Here is a 16,378-nt window from a genome sequence, read left to right on the forward strand (position 1 = left end):
GAGGCAGCACTCCGCACATGGCGACACCGACTTCCACAGGGCGTTCCACGACAGGCCGGGACCATCTGCTCGTGGTGGACGACGAGCCCACCGTCCGGGAGCTGCTGCGCACGGCGTTGTGCTACGCGGGCTTCGACGTCGACGCGGCGGCGACCGGGCAGCAGGCCCTCGACCTGGCCGTCCAGTGCCCGCCGGACCTGGTCCTGCTCGACGTCATGCTGCCCGACATGGACGGTTTCGAGGTCATCCGCCGTCTGCGCGCCCTGCCCCGGTCCCTGCCCGGGCGGGGCGGCGACGTGCCGGTGCTGTTCGTCACCGCGCGCGAGACCCGTCAGGACCGTCTCGACGGACTGCGGCTCGGCGCCGACGACTACGTCACCAAGCCCTTCGACCTGGAGGAGCTGATCGCACGGATCAACGCGGTGCTGCGCCGTACCAGGGGCGAGGCGCCGGCCCGGCTGGTCGTGGGCGATCTGGAGCTCGTGCCCGAGGGGCATCACGTCACCCGTGCCGGGCGGACCGTACGGCTGTCCCCGACCGAGTTCCGACTGCTGCACTTCCTGATGGCGAACGCCGGGCGCACGATGAGCAAGGGGCAGATCCTGCAGAGCGTGTGGGAGTACGACTTCGGGGGCGACCCGAGCATCGTCGACACCTACATCAGCTATCTGCGGCGCAAGATCGACGCCGAGGAGCCCAAACTCATCCACACCGTGCGGGGCATCGGCTACGTTGTTCGCGGGCCCCGGTCGTGAGGCGGCACCCGCTGGCCCTGCCCGGCCGGCTGCTGCACCGCACCTCGCTGCGCACCCGGCTGCTGTGCCTGGCCACGGCGCTGGTCGCGGTGGGGCTGACCGCGACGGGCGTGATCGTCACCACCTCGCTGCACGGCTACCTCCAGGACCGGGTGGACGACCGGCTCTCGCTGACCGCGCAGATCGCCGCCCGGCTGACCCCGCCGTCCGGCGACGACGCCGCCCGGGTGGCGAAGGCGGTGTCCCTGCTGCGGGAGACGTCCGTGAGCTACGTGGACGACCGCGGCACCGTCCGACGGGCCTTCGACACGAACGCGGCCCCGTCCGGCGGGCCGGAACTGCCCCGGCTGGATCGCGAGGCCGTCCTGGCGCACGGCGGTCGTCCGTTCACGATGACCTCGCACAACGGCGGCCGCGCCTGGCGGGTCCTCGCCGTGGTCCAGCCGGACCAGCGCATCCCGGCCGGGGCCCCCGCCACGCCGGGCAGTGTCGTCGTGGCCACCTCGCTGGACGAGGTCGACAGGACCGTCGCCAAGACCCGGCGCCTGTCGCTGACCGCGGGGCTCGTGCTGGTGGCGGTGCTCGCGGTGGCCGGCCGGTTCGCGGTGCGCTCCGGGCTGCGCCCCCTGACCCGGATCGAGGAGGCCGCCAACCGGATCGCGGCCGGGGACCTCGCCCACCGGGTGCCCGAACTCGCCGATCCCCGCACCGAGGTGGGGCGGCTGACCGCCTGCCTGAACCAGATGCTCGCCCAGATCGACACCGCCTTCCAGGCCCGCGCCGAGGCCGAGTCGAGGATGCGGCGGTTCTTCGCCGACGCCAGCCATGAACTGCGCACCCCGTTGGTCGGCATCAAGGGCTACACCGACCTGTACCGCATGGGCGCCCTGGCCGGACGAGGCGACATCGACCAGACCATGGCCCGGATCGCCCGGGAGTCCGAACGCCTCACCCGGCTGGTGGAGGACATGCTGCTCCTGGCCCGGCTGGACGAGGACACCGTGCACGGCCCGGCCGGCAACCCGGTCTTCCCGCTCGATCTGGCGCCGATGGACCTGCGCACCCTCGCTGCCGACGCGCTGCACGACCTGGGGGCCCTGGATGCCGACCGGCCGGTCACGCTCACCGGCCCGGGCGGCGGGCGGCCCGGCACCGCACCGGCCCTGGCCGACGAGGCACGGCTGCGTCAGGTGGTCACCAACCTCGTCGGCAACGCCGTCGCGCACACCCCCGCCGGCACCCCCGTCCGGATCGGGGTCGGCACGGCGGACGGCGCGGCCGTGCTGGAGGTCGCCGACCGGGGCCCGGGGCTGACCGAGGAGCAACGCGCCCGTGTCTTCGACCGGTTCTACCGCGCCGACGACTCCCGCACCCGCGCCTGCGGCGGGGGCTCGGGACTGGGCCTGGCCATCGCGCACGCCCTGGTCGCGGCGCACGGCGGGCGCATCGAACTGCGCACCGCGCCGGGCGAGGGCTGCACGTTCCGGGTGCTGCTGCCGCTTCCGGACCGCGCCCCCGCGGCGGGCGCGCACCCCGGGGACCCCCCTTCGGCGTCCGGGAGCTGACCGCCGTCACAGACCGACGGTGGCCCTGCGCCGCGCCTGGTCGAACTCGGTGAGCGGATCGCCGCCGGTGTTCCACGGCCAGGGCGTGACGATGCCGCCGATGGTCTCGAAGAGCGCGGCGGCATCGCGGCGGCGGTCGGCGGCCATCAGCGCGTAGGCCAGCAGATTGAGGTCGGCCAGGGCCCGGGCGTGCCGGAGGAAGCCGGGCTGGTTCCAGGTGTGGGCCACCCGGTCGAGGGCCCGTACGGCCATGGCGTGGGACCAGTGGTTGCGCGCCACCAGCGCCTCGAACCCGCCCCGGCCGAGGACCGAGTGGTACTGGAGCACCTGGGCGGTGAGTTCGACGGCCGCGCAGGGGGCGTTGGCCGGCATCCGGGCGTTCAGCGTGTCCACGAACTCCAGCACCTGGATGCGCGAGCCGCCCTCCTCGGGGCTGAGGTAGCCGAGCATGGTGAGGTAGGCCTCGCGGTTCCAGCGGTCGCGGGCGAGCACCTCGTTCCACACCCCGAACGCCTCTGGCTGCGCCCAGCGTTGCAGCCGCGCCACCGCCAGCAGGACGACCCAGGGGGCCGGGTCCTCGGGGGCGAGGTCGGCGGCCTTGACGCAGAGGTCGGCGGCCGCCGAGGCGTCGTCCGGTCGCCCCTCGGAGCGGGCGCGCAGCACCAGTGACCAGGCATGCAGCACCAGCGCGTCCGGGTTGCGCGGCTCCCGCGTGGCCCAGGCACCGGGCAGGTGCGAGTCCGTCATGAAGGCGGCCAGGACGTCCAGGCGGTGGGTACGACGGTCCCACTCGCCCGGTTCGTGCTCCAGCACGCGGGTGATCTGCGCCGCGCACAGGTCGGTCGTGGCGATCGTCCCCGTCCGTGTGGTCGCCCGCAGGGACTTGAGCAGTCTGCCCAGCTCCTGGTCGTCAAGTTCGGGAGCCAGCCGCGTTCTTCGGCGGCGACCTGAAAGAAAAGCCATGCAGGGAGGCTAGGGGCGCCCGGGCATTGCACAAGGTTTTCGCCAAGATCGTTATGGATGATCCGGCTCACCGGCCGCCGCCCGCGGGTTTCCCGGCTGCCGGCCGTCCGTGCGGCGCCCCGCGCGGACGGCCGCGGCGGGCGGGCGCTCGCGCCGGGCGCCGTACGCGATGAAGTAGGCGGGCAGCCGGCGCAGCCGGGGGGAACCGGCGAGCAGCCGGGCGACGCGGCGCGCCCGGTCCGCGCCGCCGAGGGGCGGCCGGCCCTCGAGCACGGGGCGGACGATCCGGGCGTGGGCGGCCCGCTGGAGGGCCTGGGTGACGACCGTGGTGGGCATGCGGCGGCGCTGGAGCGCGCGCAGGTCCCGGGGGCGCACGATGCCGCGGCGCAGCGGTGTGACGAGGAGGCGGGCGGTGGCCACGGCGTCCTGCACCGCGAGGTTGATGCCGATGCCGAAGACCGGGGACATGGCGTGGGCCGCGTCGCCGATGCACAGCAGGCCGGGGCGGTGCCAGCGGCGGAGCCGGTCCAGGCGTACGTCGAGGAGCTTGACCTCGTCCCAGGAGCGCAGGACGCCGGCCCGGTCGGCGAGCCAGGGGACGGCGGCGGTGAACTCGGCCCGGAACCGGTCGAGTCCGGCGGCGCGGCGGGCCTGGTCGGTGCCCTTGGGGATGAGGACGGCGCACTGCCAGTAGTCACCGCGGTCGATCATCGCGGTGAGGAAGCGGTCGCCCGCGCGGCCGACCAGTCCGCCCGGGTCGTCCGCGCGGCGCGGTAGCCGGAACCACCAGGCGTCCATCGGGCAGGCGAACCGGCGCAGTCCCAGTTCCGGCCGGCTGCGGGCGAGCGAGCCGCGGCCGTCGCAGGCCACGGTGAGCAGGGCGCGCAGCTCGCCGGTGCGGCCGTCGGCGGTGCGGTAGCGCACGCCGGTCACCCGCCCGCCCTCGGTCAGGAAGCCGGTCGCCTCGGTGTTCATCCGCAGCTCGAAGGCGGGGTCGCGGCGGGCCTCGTCCGCGAGGAGGTCGAGCAGGTCCCACTGGGGCACCATCGCGACGTAGTCGTAGGGACCGCGCAGCACCGACAGATCGGCGACCTTCACCTCCGGGCGGCCGGGGTCGACCGGCAGCCGCACGGTGCGCACCCGGCGCTGCGGCAGCCGGGCGAAGCGCTCGGCCAGGCCCAGCTCGTCCAGCAGCGCCAGGGTGGAGGGGTGGACGGTGTCGCCGCGGAAGTCCCGCAGGAAGTCCGCGTGTTTCTCCAGCACCGTGACCTCGACGCCGGAGCGGGCCAGCAGCAGTGCGAGCACCATGCCCGCGGGGCCGCCGCCCACCACGCAGCACGTGGTCCTGTCCCGTGTGTCCATCGCTCCTGCCCTTCGCTCGAGCAGTAATTCATCCGGCGATGAATAACTACCCCCGCGGGCGCCCGCTCACACCCCCGCCGCGACGGCCGGCGGCCGGTCCCGGTGGATCGGGGCCCGCCCGCCGGTCAGCGGGACCCCGGTGCCGCCCCGCCGGGCCGCGACGATCTCCGCCGCGATCGACAGGGCGGTCTCCTCGGGCGTGCGGGCGCCCAGGTCGAGGCCGATCGGCGAGCGCAGCCGGGCCAGTTCCGCCTCGCTCACGCCCTCCGCGCGCAGCCGCCGCGCACGGTCCTCGTGGGTGCGCCGCGAGCCCATCGCACCGATGAAGGCCACCGGCATGCCGAGGGCCACCTTGAGCAGCGGTACGTCGAACTTCGCGTCGTGGGTGAGCACGCACAGCACCGTGCGGGCGTCGGTCGCGGTGCGCCGCAGATAGCGGTGCGGCCAGTCGACCACCACCTCGTCGGCGTCCGGGAAGCGGGCCGGAGTGGCGAAGACGGGCCGGGCGTCGCAGACGGTCACGTGGTGGCCGAGGAACTTCCCGGCCCGGGCCAGCGCCGCGGCGAAGTCCACCGCCCCGAAGATGATCATGCGTGGGGGCGGCACGTCCGACTCGACCAGCAGGGTGAGGCCGCCGGGGCAGTGCGAGCCGTCCTCGGAGACCTCCACCGTGCCGGTGCGCCCCGCCTCCAGCAGGGCGCGGGCCTCGGCCGCCGCGGTCCGGTCCAGGTCGGCGTGCCCGCCGAGGGTGCCCTCGTACGGGCCGTCGGGCCGCACCAGCAGGGCCTGGCCGAGCAGGCCGTCCGGGCCGCGGGCGACCCGGACGAGGGCCGTGGGACCGCCCTCGGCGGCGAGCGCGAGGGCCTGCGCGAGGACCGCCCGGGCGGGCGCCTGCGCGCCCACCGGGGTGACCAGGACCTCGATCACCCCGCCGCAGGTCAGCCCCACGGCGAAGGCGTCCTCGTCGCTGTAGCCGAACCGCTCGACCACGCTCCGCCCGGTCTCCAGCGCCTCCTGGCACAGGTCGTAGACCGCGCCCTCCACGCAGCCGCCGGAGACCGAGCCGATCACGGTGCCCGCGCGGTCCACGGCGAGCGCGGCGCCGGGGTCGCGCGGGGCGCTGCCGCCGACGGAGACCACGGTGGCGACGGCGAACTCCCGGCCCTCGCCCAGCCACCCGGTCAGCTCCGCGGCCAGGTCAAGCATCCGGGGCTCCCTCCCCCGCGGCCGCCGACAGGACACGGTCCGGCCGGATGGGCAGGGTGCGGTGGCGTACGCCGGTCGCGTGCCAGACGGCGTTGGCGACGGCGGCCGCGGCACCCACGACGCCGATCTCGCCGATGCCCTTGATGCCGACCGGGTCGTTCGGGTCCGGGTCGTCGATCCAGTCGGCCTCGATGCGCGGCACGTCGGCGTGGGTGGGCACGTGGTAGCCGGCGAGATCGGCGCCGACGAGGCCGCCCGAGGCGCGGTCGCGCACCGCCTCCTCGTGCAGGGCCATGGAGATGCCCCAGATCATGCCGCCGAGCAGCTGGTTGCGTGCGGTGAGCGGGTTGACGATCCGGCCCGCCGCGAAGATGCCCAGCATCCGGCGCACGCGCACCTCGCCGGTGCCGGGGTCCACCGCCACCTCGGCGAACTGGGCGCCGAACGAGTGCCGTTCGGCCGGGGTGAGCGCGCCGATGGCCTCGGCGGTGTTGGCGCGGACCGTGATCCCCTCGGCCGGGATGTCGGTGCCGAGGGCGAGCCGTTCGCGCACCTCCCGGGCCGCGGTCTGCACGGCCCAGGACCAGGAGCGGGTGCCCATGGAACCGCCGGCGATCATCGCCGGACCGAAGTCGCTGTCGCCGATGCGCACCTGGACCCGCTCCGGGTCGACGTGCAGCGCGTCCGCGGCGACCAGGGTGAGCGCGGTACGGGCCCCGGTGCCGATGTCGGCGGCGGCGATCCGCACGGTGAAGCGGCCGTCCGGGTGGGCGGTCACGGTCGCCGTGGAGGGTGCCACGCCCGCCGGGAAGGAGGCCGCCGCGGTGCCGGTGCCGAGCAGCCAGCGGCCGTCGCGGCGCAGTCCGGGGCGCGGGTCGCGGTCGGCCCAGCCGAACCTGCGGGCGCCCTCCCGGAAGCAGTCGGACAGCCGGCGGCTCGCGAACGGCAGCCCCGAGACCGGCCCCCGCGCGGCGTCGTTGCGCAGCCGCAGGGCGACCGGGTCCTGCCCGCACGCCGTTGCGAGTTCGTCCATCGCCGACTCCAGCGCGAACGACCCCGGTGCCTCGCCGGGGGCCCGCATGAACGTCGGGGACGGCACGTCGAGGCGCACCACGCGGTTCTCGGTGCGGTGGGCGTCGGCGTCGTACATCACCCGTGTCACCCCGGAGCTGGGCTCCACGAACTCGAACACGGTGGAGGTGGCGCTCAGCGAGCGGTGTTCCAGGGCGCGGATCCGGCCGTCGGCGTCGGCGCCGATCCTGATCCGCTGGACGGTGGGGCTGCGGTAGCCGATCAGCGTGAACATCTGCCGGCGCGTCATCACCACGCGCACCGGGCGGCGCAGCACGCTCGCGGCCATCACGGCGGCCACCTGGTGGGCGCGCACGCCCTTGCTGCCGAAGCCGCCGCCGACGTGTTCGGAGCGCACCCGCACACTGGCCGGATCGATCGAGAAGAGGTTGGCGAGGTCGCCGACGACCCAGGTGGCACCCTGGTTGGAGTCGAACACCTCCAGCCGGTCGCCGTCCCAGTGGGCGGTGGCCGCGTGCGGTTCCATCGGGTTGTGGTGCTCTTCGGGGGTGGTGTACTCGGCGTCCAGCACGACGGCGGACTCGGCGAGCCGTGCCTCCAGGTCGCCCTTCTCCGTGACCGCGGGCATGATGCCGTCCGCCCGGTAGGCGTCGGGGCGGTCCGCGCCGAAGTCGGTGTCGTGGGGCTCCTCCTCGTAGTGCACCACCAGCGACTCCGCGGCCTCCCGGGCCTGTTCGGAGGTCTCGGCCACCACCAGCGCCACCGGCCAGCCGCGGTGCGGCACCCGGTCGTGCTGGAAGACGGCACAGGTCGGGTCGGGGCGCATGCCCAGCAGGCTGGCGAAGTCGGTGTTCAGGCGCGGGGCGTTGCGGTGGTCCAGGACGGCGAGCACGCCCGGCATGGCGAGGACCGGGTCGGTGTCCAGGTCGCGGATGCGGCCGTGGGCGACCGTGGAGAGGACCAGCCAGCCGTGGACGAGGCCGGTGAAGGGGATCTCGCCCGCGTACCGGGCGGCGCCGGTGACCTTCTCCCTGCCTTCCACGCGGGTGCGGGCGGTGCCGACGGAGGGTGCGCGGGTGTCGGTCTCGCGGGTGGGGGCGGTGGTCATCGGGCGGCCTCCTCGGCGAGTTCGGTCAGCACGGCCACGACCAGGTTGCGCATCAGGGTCACCTTGTATCCGTTGTGCGGCAGCGGGCGCGCCGCGGCCAGTTCGGCGTCCGCGGCGGCGGCGTAGGTCTCGGGGGTGGCCGGCGCCCCCGTCAGCACGTCTTCGGCCGCACGGGCCCGCCAGGGCCGGGAGGCGACCGCGCCGAAGGCCAGACGCGCCTCGTGGACGACGCCGTCGCGGACGTCGAGCGCGGCGGCGAGGGAGCCGACGGCGAAGGCGTAGGAGGCGCGCTCGCGCACCTTGCGGTAGCGGGAGCGGGCGGCGACCGGCGCGGGCGGCAGGACGACGCCGGTGATCAGCGCGCCGGCCGGCAGCGCGGTCTCGTGCTGCGGGGTGTCGCCGACGGGGAGGTAGAACTCCGTGAGCGGCAACTCGCCCGGCCCGTCGGCGGTTTCGAACCGTACGACGGCGTCGAAGGCGGTGAGCGGGACGGCCATGTCCGAGGGGTGGACGGCCACACAGTGCTCGGAGGCGCCCAGGATGGCGTGATTGTGGTGCTCGCCCTCCAGCGCGGGGCAGCCGCTGCCGGGCACGCGCTTGTTGCAGGGCCCGGTGGCATCGGTGAAGTAGCCGCAGCGGGTGCGCTGGAGCAGGTTGCCGCCGACCGTCGCCATGTTGCGCAGCTGCCCGGAGGCGCCCGCCAGCAGGGCGTGGGCCAGCGCCGGGTAACGGCGCCGCACCTCGGGGTGGGCGGCGAGGTCCGCGTTGGTGACGGTGGCACCGATGAGCAGCCCGCCCTCGGGCGTCGGCTCGACGCGGTCGAGGGGCAGTTCACGGATGTCGACCAGTCGGCCGGGGCGCTCGACGCCCGCCTTCATCAGGTCGACCAGATTGGTGCCGCCGCCGAGATAGCGGCCGTCCGGGTCGGCGCCGAGCAGGGCGACGGCACCGGCGACGTCGGCGGCCCGCTGGTAGTCGAACTCCCTCATGCCACACCCTCCTCGGACACGAGCGCGGCACCGTCGGTCCGCGGGTCCGCCGCCGCCTTGGCCACGGCGTCCACGATGGCGACGTAGGCGCCGCACCGGCACAGGTTGCCGCTCATGCGCTCCCGGATCTCCTCGGCGGTCAGCGGTGGGGGCCCGGCTTCGGGCCGGATGTCGTCGGTGACGGCGCTCGGCCGCCCCTCCGCGTGCTCCCGGAGCACCCCGATCGCGGAACAGATCTGCCCCGGCGTGCAGTAGCCGCACTGGAAGCCGTCGAGGTCGAGGAAGGCCTGCTGCACCGGGTGCAGCCGGTCGCCCTCCGCGACGCCCTCGATGGTGGTGATCTCCCGTCCCTCGGCCGCCACGGCCAGTTGCAGGCAGGCGACGGTCCGGCGCCCGTCCAACAGGACGGTGCAGGCACCGCATTGGCCTTGATCACAGCCCTTCTTGGTGCCGGTCAGGGTGAGGCGTTCACGCAGGGCGTCGAGCAGGGTGGTGCGGTGGTCGACGGGCAGTGTGAACTTCTCGCCGTTGATGTGCAGGGTGACGACACTGGACGTCGAGGTGGCCATGGCAGCTTCTTTCGCATTTCCGGAGCGGCCGACGGGCAGCTTGTACGGGAGCGGACGGACCGGCGGACGGGCCGCCGGGCGGTGCGAGCGTGCTGGGGGGCGGGACCGCGCGGGGCGCGGGTGCGGGTAATCGGAAGGATGAACGGGGGCCGGTGTCTGCCACTGGGGCGGGTCCGGCAGCTATCGTGGACTTCAACCGGACAGGTGTCCGTTACTACGGAAACGTAATGGACAGTTGTCCGCTTAGCAAGGGCGAGGTTCGGCCACGACCCTCGGGGAGGACGGGTGCCGCACATGCAGGACTCACCACGGCGCTCGGACGCGCAGCGCAACCGCGAGCGCATCCTGGAGGTGGCCCTCGCCGAGCTGTCGCGCTGCGCCGAGGCCCCGCTGAGCGCCATCGCCCGCAAGGCGGGCGTCGGCCAGGGCACCTTCTACCGCAACTTCCCCAGCCGGGAGGCACTGGTCCTGGAGATCTACCGCCACGAGATGGGGAACGTGGCCGACAGCGCGACCCGGCTGCTGGAGACGATGCCCCCCGAACAGGCCCTGCGCGCCTGGATGGACCGGCTCTCCGAGTTCGCGATGACCAAGGCCGGCCTGGCCGACGCGATCCGGCAGGCCACCAGCACCCCTGGCGGCCCGGCCAAGCCCGCGCACACCCCGGTGTCCGACGCGGCCGAGCTCCTGCTGCGGGCCGGCGAGGCGGCCGGCACCATCCGGCCCGGCGTCACCGCCGAGGACTTGCTGCTCGCCATAGCGGGCCTGTGGCAGCTCGACCCGCACGAGAACTGGCGGCCCCGCGCCACCCGGCTCTTCGACCTCGTCATGGACGGCCTGCGCCGCGGCGCGCCCGGGCGGTGACCACCGCGCCGCGCCCGGACCGCGGCGCCCCCGCCCGGCGCGTCCGACCAGAATTTCGGCGCCCGCGTGATGACTTCGCGCACTTCGGGGCACTCGGTGACCAGGAACGTTCGTCGACAGGAGGCGGGCCATGATCGCCCTAGGCATCATCTTGCTCATCGTCGGATTCCTTACCGGGATATCCATTCTGTGGACCATCGGGATCATCCTTCTGGTGGTCGGCGCGATCCTGTGGATCCTGGGGTCGATGGGTCACGCGGTCGGCGGCCGGCGGCATTACTGGTGAACCGGCGGCACTACTGGTGAACCGGTCCCCCGGCCCGTGCCGGGGGACCCCGCGGCGGAACATGCCGCTGAGTGGAGCAATGACCGGTGCGGCGTGGACCCGCACACCAGGCTGGATGCTCGTCCGGCCCGTGACAGGAGTCCCGTGTGCGTAGTCCACGTCGCCAGCCGGTGGCCGGTGCCGCCACGCGCACCGGACCGCCGGTGTCCCCGGCCTGGATGCGCTGGCTCCCGGTCTGCTACGTCGCGGTCGTCCTGATCCTCGAACCGCTCACCCCCGTCGACTGGCCGGTGAGCTTTCTGCTGGTCGCCCTCCCCCTGGTGACCGCCTTCGCCCACGGCCCCCTCGTCGTCGCCGGCGCCACGGCCCTCGCCGTGGTCCTGGAGGGCGTCCTGGCCGGCACCCCGTGCTGCGCGGGCCGCTCGGTCGGCTATCTGTGGGACCGCCACTACGTCGCCGACTACGTGTGCACCGTCCTGGTCGGTGCCCTCGGCACGATCCTCGCCGCCCACCGGATCCACCGTGAACGCACCCTGGCCGACGTGCGGTTCGTGGCCGACATCGCGCAGCGCGTCCTGCTGCGCCCGCTGCCGCGGCGGATCGGCAATCTGCGCCTGGAGAGCTTCTACCTCTCGGCCGCCGCCGAGGCGCGCATCGGCGGCGACCTGTACGAGGCCGTCCCCACCGCCTTCGGCGTCCGGCTGCTCATCGGCGACGTGCGCGGCAAGGGCCTGCTCGCGGTCGAGACGGCCGCCGCGGTGCTCGGCGCGTTCCGCGAGGCCGCGCACGAGGAGCCCGACCTCGCCGCCCTCGCCCGGCGCATGGAACAGAGCGTGTCCCGCCGGGCCGCGCACATCGGGGGCAGCGAGACCGGCGAGCGGTTCGTCACCGCGGTCTTCGTCGAGATCCCGGCCGACGGCCGGGTCGTCCGGGTCGTCAACTGCGGTCATCCGCCGCCGCTGCTCATCCGCCCCGACGAGGTACGGGAGCTGGACAGCGGGCGGTCGGGCCCACCACTGAACCTCGGGATGCTGCTCACGGAGGCGCACCACATCGACAGCTATCCCTTCCGGCCCGGCGAGCAGCTGCTGCTGTACACCGACGGCGTGACCGAGACCAGGGACGCGAACGGCGTCTTCTACCCGCTGGCGCGGCGGCTGCGCTCGTGGGGCCCGCTGGAGCCCCGCACGCTGCTGGACCGGCTCCATCACGACCTGCTCGACTACAGCGGCGACCGCCTCCAGGACGACACGGCCGCCCTCGCCGCCTGCCTGCTCGACGGCGGCCCGCGGTCCGTGGACGACTCGTCCGAACCCTAGGACCTCTCGTTTGGGTCTCGCCGGGCTCGCGGGCCCTGGCACCGCGCCCTGATCCGGCCTGACCCAAGCGAAAGACCCCAGCCATGCCATCAGCTCCCCCTAGGGGATCTCCTGCTCGGCCCAGATGATCTTCCCCTCCCCCGTGTAGCGGGCGCCCCAGCGGTGGGAGAGCTGGGCGACCAGGAACAGGCCGCGGCCGCCCTCGTCCGTGCTGCGGGCGTGCCGCAGGCGCGGTGCGGTGCTGCTGGCGTCGGCGACCTCGCAGGTCAGCCGGGAGTCGCGCAGCAGCCGTACCCGGATCGGCGGGGCGGCGTACCGGATCGCGTTGGTGACCAGCTCGCTCACCAGGAGTTCCGTCGTCATCACCAGCTCGGCCAGGCCCCACTCCATCACCTGCCGGGCGGCCAGCGCGCGGATCTCGCCGACGGCCGCCGGATCGTCGGGGACTTCCCAGGAGACGGCGTGGTCGGCGCCCAGGGCGCGGGTGCGGGTCAGCAGCAGGGCGATGTCGTCGGGCTGGGGCCTCGGGACGAGTTCGCTCACGGCCTCGGCGCACAGCGTCTCCAGGTCCGGCTCGGCGCGGGTGAGGGCCCGCGCGAGCCGGGACATGCCGCGTTCCACGTCGTCGCAGGCCTGGATGAGGCCGTTGGTGTACAGGCCCAGCAGGCTGTGCTCGGGCAGCTCGATCTCGGTGGTCTCGAAGGCCAGACCGCCCAGGCCCAGCGGGGGCCCGGCGGCGATCTCCGGGAAGTGGGCGGGCCCGTCCGGGGGCACGACGATCGGCGGCGGGTGGCCGGCCCGGGCCATGGTGCAGCGCCGGGTGACCGGGTCGTAGACGGCGTACAGGCAGGTCGCCCCGGTGAAGGCGGCCGTGCTCTGCGCGGCGGCCCCGGACCCGTTGTCCTCGGCACCCAGGCGGAGCACCAGGTCGTCGAGGTGGGCGAGGAGTTCGTCGGGGGGCAGCTCCATGTCGGCGAGGGTCTGTACGGCGGTGCGCAGCCGGCCCATGCTCGCCGCGGCGCCGATGCCGTGGCCCACCACGTCCCCGACGACCAGCCCGACCCGCGCCCCGGACAGCGGGATCACGTCGAACCAGTCGCCGCCGACACCGCCCGCCGGGTCGGCCGGGAGGTAGGAGGAGGCCACCTCCAGCGCGGTACCGCCGGTCAGCGCCGGGGGCAGCAGACTGCGCTGGAGGGTGAGGGCCGCCGTGTGCTCCCGGGTGTAGCGGCGGGCGTTGTCGAGGCAGACCGCCGCCCGCGCCGCCAGTTCCCGGGCCAGCAGGACGTCGTCGGAGCCGAAGGGCACCGCGTTGGTCGAACGGGCGAAGGTGACGAGGCCGAGGGCGGTGTTGCGGGCCCGCAGCGGGACCGCGATCAGGGAGTGCAGGCCGTATGTGCGGACGCGGTCGGCGCGCCGCGGCTCCGCGGTGACCCAGGGGCCCTGTTCCGGGTCGAGGACCGGCAGGAACAGCGGGTCGCCCTGGATCAGGGTCCGGGCGTCGTAGGGCGCGGCGAGGAAGCCGACCCGCTCGCCGATCCGGTGGACGGCCTCCGGGCAGCCCTCGCGCACCGAGGACAGCGCGGCGCGGCGCATCGCGGGCCGGGCGGGGGCCGGGCCCGCTCCGACCGGCCAGGCTCCGAGGCACTCTCCGCTGAGCACCGGTTCGAGCAGGTCCACGGCGACGAAGTCGGCGAAGCGGGGGACGGCGAAGTCGGCCAGCTCCTGGGCCGTCCGCGGTACGTCGAGGGTCGTGCCGATGCAGGCGCCGGCCTCGTTGACCATCGTCAGCAGCCGCCGGGCGGCCCAGCGCTCGGTGACGTCCAGGACCATGCTGCACACGCCGATGACGGTGTCGTCGGCGTCGACCAGGGGGAAGAACGACGTCGAGTAGGCGTGCCTGCGGTGCGGGTCGGCCCAGCTCCAGCCCGCGTACTCGTAGTCGGTGACCGGCACGCCGGTGGCGATCACCTTGCGCATCAGCTCTTCCAGTCCCTCGCCCTCCAGGCCGGGCAGCAGGTCGCCGAGCCGCCGCCCCAGCCGCTCCGGGCGAGGCACCCCGCCGATCCGCTCCAGGGTGTCGTTCAGCCAGACGTAGCGCAGTTCGCGGTCGAGCACGGCCATGCCGACCGGCGAGCGGACCAGGAACCCGTCGAGGACGGACTGGGCCATCGTCCACTGCGGGCGCTCCGCGCCGGCCGAGACCAGGAAGCAGACGCGTCCGGCCATGCGGAAGGCGGCCGAGACGCGCAGCCGTACGTCGAGGAGGTGGCCGTCGCGGTGCCGTACCCGGATCTGACCGCTCCAGCCGTTCCCGCCGCGGCAGCGCTCCGCGATCGCCGCGGTCCGCGCCGGGTCCGCGGGCATGGCGAGCAGCCGGGCGGCGGAGCCGTCGACCACCTCCGCCGCGGGGTAGCCGAGCAGTGCCTCGGCGGCACGGGTCCAGCCGGCCACGGTGCCGTCGTCACGGATCACCGCGGCCGCGTCGGCAGACGCGTCGAACAGATCCGCCGACCCCACGGACGTGCCCGCGGTGTCGCTCTTGCGCGCTGGTTCCATCAGTCTCACTTTTACACCAGTATTGACTGGTTTAACCCCTCGGTGGGCGGGGTCTCGGCCCCGGCCCATCGGACTCCTGCGCACCCGCGGCCGCCCCCGTCCGCCCGGCCCACTTGGGGCTCGGCCGCTTTTTTTGAGCGGTGCGCACTGACATTCCGGTAACGATCACGCAGTAGGTGCCCCGCGCCTTCATGTAACGTCCATACGATCCGGCACATGAACAGAGCTGTGAAGATCGGCATAGCCGGTACGTGCACCGCGCTGCTCGTCGCGGGGGGAATAGGCACCTACAACCTCGTGCACGGGCTGACGGGGGGCACGGCCGGAGACCGGACCGAGGAGGCGGGCTTCGACCCGTCGACGGTGTCGACCACACCGCCCTCGGGGACCGAGGCGGTGAAGCTGACCCGGACGTTCCTGGACCACTGGTCCGGCCGGCAGTTCGACGGCGCGGCCCGGATCACCGACGCGCCGGACACCGCGGCCCAGGCGCTGCGCCAGTACAAGGACGGCCTGCACCTGGAGAAGCTGGCCTTCACCCAGGTCCGCTCGGCCGGTGCCTCGCCCGTGACCCCGGGCGCGGCCAAGGTCACCTTCACCGTCACCGCCCAGGTGCCGGGCGGCAGTTGGAGCTACCCGAGCGCGGTGGCCGTACGCAAGAGCACCAACGGCGCGGCGGCGGTGCACTGGAACAACTCCGTGCTGTACCCGGGCCTCGGGGACGACCAGTCGCTGACCGCGGGCACGCTGCCCGCCGGAACGAGCGACGCGAAGGTGGTGGCGGGCGACGGGAAGACGGACCTCACCTCGTTCGCCTCCCTGCGGGACATCGCCGCGACGATCCGGCAGAACGCCAAGGCCACCGGCGGCCGCCCCGGCACCGGCGTCGCCGTGGTCGACGCGGACGGCACGGGCGTCAGGACGCTGAAGACCTTCACCGAGGGCCGCGCCCCGGTCATCAGGACCACCATCGACGCCCGGCTCCAGTCCGCCGCCGAGGCGGCGGTGAAGGACCCGCACCTCGGGGGGCGGCCGGCGGGCACCGTGGCCCTCGACTGGAGCAACGGCCACATCCTGGCGGTCGCGCACACGGGTGACGACGGGGACATCGCCATCAACGGCATCAAGTCACCCGGCTCCACCATGAAGATCATCACGGCCGCGGCCCTGTTCGACAAGGCGGGCCTGACCCCGGCCGGCTCCGCGCCGTGCACCGACTCGCTGATGGCCAACAGCCAGCTGTTCCACAACGATCCCGGGGTGAAGCCCAACCCGGGCTCCGACCTGACGCAGGCCTTCGCCGTCTCGTGCAACACGTCGTTCATCAAGGACGGCTTCCACTACCTGGTGCACGACGGTGACGCCTCCGCGCTGCACGACGAGGCCGTGGACGTCTTCGGCATGGGCGGCACACCGCGGCACCAGGCACCCGAGCACGCCCCCGGGCCGTCCGCGTCCTCCACCACCCGCCCCACCCCGGCGGCGCGCACCCCGGTCAGCACGGACACCGTGCGCCAGGCCGTGGCCACCCGGCCCCGGCCGGCGCCGTCGCAGGCCCGGCCGGCCTCCACCACCCCCGCCACCCCCACCGCCCCGGCCACGCCGTCAACCCCGGCGCCCCGGAGCACCCCGCCGGCCCCGCCCGCGCACACCGGCACACCCACGCCCCCGGCCACCCCCGCGCCCACCACCGGCACCCAGGACCCGGGCACCGACCCCACGCGGACCCAGCTGTGCGTGCTCGTGCTCTGCCTGGGCTGAACCGTCTTGCGCAGCCGTGACGTCACCGGGCCCGGGAGTT

General features: G+C 74.3%; 12 protein-coding genes and 1 pseudogene. 6 read left to right on the forward strand and 7 right to left on the reverse strand.

From position 1 onward, the window contains the following. The first annotated feature begins 17 nt into the window (after positions 1-17). Both ACSP97_RS02630 and ACSP97_RS02635 read left to right on the forward strand, forming a co-directional pair. Entirely contained in the window at positions 18-755 is a 738-nt protein-coding gene (locus tag ACSP97_RS02630) for a response regulator transcription factor (protein WP_422129235.1), read from the forward strand. Further along, positions 752-2,320, forward strand: a complete 1,569-nt coding sequence (locus tag ACSP97_RS02635; protein ID WP_440556225.1) for a HAMP domain-containing sensor histidine kinase — start codon at positions 752-754, stop codon at positions 2,318-2,320. The genes ACSP97_RS02630 and ACSP97_RS02635 overlap by 4 nt, the downstream gene beginning before the upstream one ends. Before the next feature lie 6 nt (positions 2,321-2,326). Here ACSP97_RS02635 and ACSP97_RS02640 read toward each other — a convergent pair whose 3' ends face one another. The 6 genes from ACSP97_RS02640 to ACSP97_RS02665 all read right to left on the reverse strand — a co-directional run bounded on the left by ACSP97_RS02640 (position 2,327) and on the right by ACSP97_RS02665 (position 9,549). Continuing rightward, on the reverse strand, positions 2,327-3,283 hold the full coding sequence (locus ACSP97_RS02640; protein ID WP_440556226.1) for a hypothetical protein: 957 nt from the start codon (positions 3,281-3,283) through the stop codon (positions 2,327-2,329). Between the two features lie 51 nt (positions 3,284-3,334). Further along, a complete protein-coding gene (locus ACSP97_RS02645) occupies positions 3,335-4,645 on the reverse strand; it encodes an FAD-dependent oxidoreductase (RefSeq protein WP_440556227.1) in 1,311 nt (436 codons plus the stop codon). 66 nt (positions 4,646-4,711) lie between these two features. After that, positions 4,712-5,851, reverse strand: coding sequence for an XdhC family protein (locus tag ACSP97_RS02650; RefSeq protein WP_355151484.1), 1,140 nt, complete (start codon positions 5,849-5,851; stop codon positions 4,712-4,714). Next, on the reverse strand, positions 5,844-7,991 hold the full coding sequence (locus tag ACSP97_RS02655) for a xanthine dehydrogenase family protein molybdopterin-binding subunit (RefSeq protein WP_440556228.1): 2,148 nt from the start codon (positions 7,989-7,991) through the stop codon (positions 5,844-5,846). The genes ACSP97_RS02650 and ACSP97_RS02655 overlap by 8 nt, the downstream gene beginning before the upstream one ends. Continuing rightward, a complete protein-coding gene (locus ACSP97_RS02660) occupies positions 7,988-8,980 on the reverse strand; it encodes an FAD binding domain-containing protein (protein ID WP_355151480.1) in 993 nt (330 codons plus the stop codon). The genes ACSP97_RS02655 and ACSP97_RS02660 overlap by 4 nt, the downstream gene beginning before the upstream one ends. Continuing rightward, positions 8,977-9,549 carry a 2Fe-2S iron-sulfur cluster-binding protein gene (locus ACSP97_RS02665; protein ID WP_355151478.1) on the reverse strand — a complete coding sequence of 191 codons (573 nt, stop codon included), beginning with the start codon at positions 9,547-9,549 and terminating at the stop codon, positions 8,977-8,979. Before ACSP97_RS02665 ends, ACSP97_RS02660 begins: the two co-directional genes overlap by 4 nt. A 294-nt stretch (positions 9,550-9,843) precedes the next feature. Here ACSP97_RS02665 and ACSP97_RS02670 point away from each other — a divergent pair, with 294 nt between their 5' ends. The 3 genes from ACSP97_RS02670 to ACSP97_RS02680 all read left to right on the forward strand — a co-directional run bounded on the left by ACSP97_RS02670 (position 9,844) and on the right by ACSP97_RS02680 (position 12,018). Then, a complete protein-coding gene (locus tag ACSP97_RS02670; RefSeq protein WP_440556229.1) occupies positions 9,844-10,413 on the forward strand; it encodes a TetR/AcrR family transcriptional regulator in 570 nt (189 codons plus the stop codon). Positions 10,414-10,543: 130 nt separating this feature from the next. After that, complete coding sequence (locus ACSP97_RS02675; RefSeq protein WP_355151474.1) at positions 10,544-10,699, forward strand: DUF6131 family protein; 156 nt, start codon at positions 10,544-10,546, stop codon at positions 10,697-10,699. A gap of 146 nt (positions 10,700-10,845) precedes the next feature. Next, positions 10,846-12,018, forward strand: a complete 1,173-nt coding sequence (locus ACSP97_RS02680; RefSeq protein WP_440556230.1) for a PP2C family protein-serine/threonine phosphatase — start codon at positions 10,846-10,848, stop codon at positions 12,016-12,018. A gap of 102 nt (positions 12,019-12,120) precedes the next feature. Here the strand turns inward: ACSP97_RS02680 and ACSP97_RS02685 are convergent. Then, positions 12,121-14,577 (reverse strand): annotated as a pseudogene (locus ACSP97_RS02685) (SpoIIE family protein phosphatase); the annotation flags it as partial. Positions 14,578-14,793: 216 nt separating this feature from the next. Between ACSP97_RS02685 and ACSP97_RS02690 the strand changes: the two are divergent. Then, positions 14,794-16,338 (forward strand): penicillin-binding transpeptidase domain-containing protein, encoded by a 1,545-nt coding sequence (locus ACSP97_RS02690; RefSeq protein ID WP_440556231.1) that lies wholly within the window; start codon positions 14,794-14,796, stop codon positions 16,336-16,338. The last annotated feature ends 40 nt before the right edge of the window (positions 16,339-16,378 follow it).

Origin of the sequence: Streptomyces sp. SCPE 10, from assembly GCF_051980735.1 — a bacterium.
Taxonomy (GTDB): domain Bacteria; phylum Actinomycetota; class Actinomycetes; order Streptomycetales; family Streptomycetaceae; genus Streptomyces; species Streptomyces misionensis.

Bases quoted from the DNA above. Each gene is read 5' to 3' on its own strand.
- ACSP97_RS02630 (WP_422129235.1), top strand. From the start codon at position 18: ATGGCGACACCGACTTCCACAGGGCGTTCCACGACAGGCCGGGACCAT.
- ACSP97_RS02640 (WP_440556226.1), bottom strand. From the start codon at position 3,283: ATGGCTTTTCTTTCAGGTCGCCGCCGAAGAACGCGGCTGGCTCCCGAA.
- ACSP97_RS02645 (WP_440556227.1), bottom strand. From the start codon at position 4,645: ATGGACACACGGGACAGGACCACGTGCTGCGTGGTGGGCGGCGGCCCC.
- ACSP97_RS02650 (WP_355151484.1), bottom strand. From the start codon at position 5,851: ATGCTTGACCTGGCCGCGGAGCTGACCGGGTGGCTGGGCGAGGGCCGG.
- ACSP97_RS02655 (WP_440556228.1), bottom strand. From the start codon at position 7,991: ATGACCACCGCCCCCACCCGCGAGACCGACACCCGCGCACCCTCCGTC.
- ACSP97_RS02660 (WP_355151480.1), bottom strand. From the start codon at position 8,980: ATGAGGGAGTTCGACTACCAGCGGGCCGCCGACGTCGCCGGTGCCGTC.
- ACSP97_RS02665 (WP_355151478.1), bottom strand. From the start codon at position 9,549: ATGGCCACCTCGACGTCCAGTGTCGTCACCCTGCACATCAACGGCGAG.
- ACSP97_RS02670 (WP_440556229.1), top strand. From the start codon at position 9,844: ATGCAGGACTCACCACGGCGCTCGGACGCGCAGCGCAACCGCGAGCGC.
- ACSP97_RS02675 (WP_355151474.1), top strand. From the start codon at position 10,544: ATGATCGCCCTAGGCATCATCTTGCTCATCGTCGGATTCCTTACCGGG.
- ACSP97_RS02690 (WP_440556231.1), top strand. From the start codon at position 14,794: ATGAACAGAGCTGTGAAGATCGGCATAGCCGGTACGTGCACCGCGCTG.